General features: G+C 64.0%; 2 protein-coding genes and 1 pseudogene. All 3 read right to left on the bottom strand.

The genetic code is table 11. The features are described from left to right. Nucleotides 1-389 precede the first annotated feature (389 nt). Nucleotides 390-1,241: a hypothetical protein gene (locus NCR35_RS29675; RefSeq protein WP_250537448.1), complete on the bottom strand. Its 852-nt coding sequence runs from the start codon at nucleotides 1,239-1,241 to the stop codon at nucleotides 390-392. Next, nucleotides 1,192-1,668 carry a hypothetical protein gene (locus NCR35_RS29670; RefSeq protein ID WP_029672638.1) on the bottom strand — a complete coding sequence of 159 codons (477 nt, stop codon included), beginning with the start codon at nucleotides 1,666-1,668 and terminating at the stop codon, nucleotides 1,192-1,194. The genes NCR35_RS29675 and NCR35_RS29670 overlap by 50 nt, the downstream gene beginning before the upstream one ends. Next, a pseudogene (locus NCR35_RS29665) lies at nucleotides 1,665-2,037 on the bottom strand (hypothetical protein); the annotation flags it as partial. The gene NCR35_RS29670 and the pseudogene NCR35_RS29665, both read right to left, overlap by 4 nt.

The raw sequence follows: 2,037 nt of genomic DNA, 5'->3' as shown, positions 1-2,037 counted from the left end.
AGCGACTGACACGGCCCCGCGCGCCTTGACGCGGCAAAGGCCTGAGCTAAGGTCGCGGGTACTGGACGGCGAACCAGGGGAACGGTGGGTGTCGGCAGCAGCAGCTCACGCACGAGGCAGGACGCCCCGCGCGGCGAGCGCGCTATCCGAGCGGTGCGACGTCAGGAGCGCTGCGAGGCTGGAGGGGATGGCTCGCGCCGGGGCAAGTCCGCGGGACGCGGCGTGGCCCCAAGAGCGGAGTCGTCCGGTCACCGGGCCGCGATATCGCAGCTTGCGTGACGGGCTGCGCAGCGGACCGGCGCGCAGGGTGCAGCGGCACGGCTCGATAGCGACGCCCTGCGGCGAACGTGAAAACGCCGGCTCGCGGCCGGCGTTTGGGTGGGCGTGGGTCAGCGCACGAGCGAGGACCAGACGCTCAGGCCGTCCCCCATTGATCGCAGATAGACGACCCGGCCATTAACTGAGTCGTGGTGACTGGCGACGCATGCGAAGCGCTTTTCTTTGAGTTCCATCTCCCGGTCCGAAATCAGGCGCTCGCGCGTGCCTCCTGGCCGGTTGAGTCGATCGTGCTTGTAATAGCGGTCCATCGCGTCCGCGACGCTCGACGCCTTGTCGATCTGGCTCTCCAGGGACCAGTCCGGCTCCCAGTAGGGTTTGCTGCGTCGCTCGCCTTCCTCTCGTTCGAACGCGTCCAGTTCAGCCAGATAAGCTGCGTCGGATAGATCAACCGATCGCGTGCCCGGCGCTTCGCCGTTCAGAATCGCGCGGCTCGCGTGCAACATACGCACTTGCTCGCTGTCGAGTTCCATCGTCATCAACTCGCGCACACGCTTCATATGGTGCAGCCGATCGTAATGACACTGGCGCGCATGCAGTCGCTTCGCGGCATCCGCGCCGACTGTCGAAGGCCTCGGCGTGACGTCAACGTACCCGAGGCCGTCCCAGCGCTGCAACGTCTCGCGCTTCGCGGTATCACTCGATCGCAGCGCCTCCCGGAACGCGTCGTCATCGTCCGTCGCGCCTATCATGATCCAGCCAAATGCGCCCTTGCAGCGATAGGACCGTAGTCCCTCTGCAGCCAGTGGGCGATCGCACATGTTCATTGGTCCGGCCGCAGTGTGCTGGGACGCGCTATCGTGAGCAAAAGTCATGATGTTCCTTTCGGGCCGATCGTTCGGCCCGTTGTCTGGATTAGTCGAAGGCCGTGACGGGGCGGCGGCGCTCGGGGTGATGCGCCGCATGCTGCGCGAAGCGGTACGCGTCCAACAGGCTCGGACGCAACGCTTCGTAACTGTCCGCGATGTAGACCTTGAAGCCCTCGCAGTCGCGACCAATCAGCACGTCGCGACCATTGATGACAGCGCGGAAATTCGCATCGTTCGTGTCTGCGTCCAGCGTCATGACCGGCTGGCCGATGCGCCGCGCCTCCAGACATTCGCGATGTCCGAACAAGCTGAGGCAGTGATAGGGCGTCCAGCCGAAGCCGCCGCCGGCGCTTTTCCGGTCATAAAGCATCGCCGACGTGAGATGAAATACTTCGCTCGCGTGCTGGTTGCAGACCTCACATGCGCCGTAGCGCTCGCTCGATGAACCAGTGGTTTTCATGCGGTAGCGGAACACGGCGTTGCCGTGCTCGTGAACCGTGATGTGCAAAGCCTGCGCGTTCATTGCTGCCCCGCTTTTGCGGCCAGTCGCTCGCTTTCCTTCTTCAGCGCATACGGCAGCAGGTTCGCGATCTGTTCATCGCTGAGCGTTTCGAGCAGTGTCAGCACTGACGCGCCCTGTTCGTTCACCACGATGGTTTTCTCGCCTGCATGCTCGCCCCACTGCGGACCGGCGGGGCCCTTGAAGTCGCGGTGCGTGTGGCGATAGATGATCGCGAGCTTCTGCTTGCGCGAAAGCGTGGTTGGGTCGATGGGCTGGGCTGCTGGTGAAGGCATTGCAATCTCCAAAGGTTGAAAGCTGACCGGGACCCTAGATTCCGAGTCCCGGCGTAAAAGTTGTTCTGCCGAGTTGGCGGGCTGCGCTTCGCAGCTG

The sequence above is a fragment of the Caballeronia sp. AZ10_KS36 genome (assembly GCF_023631105.1).
Classification (GTDB): domain Bacteria; phylum Pseudomonadota; class Gammaproteobacteria; order Burkholderiales; family Burkholderiaceae; genus Caballeronia.
The sequence above is the reverse complement of the archived record's forward strand: the minus strand, read 5'-3'. Positions and strand labels throughout refer to the sequence as shown.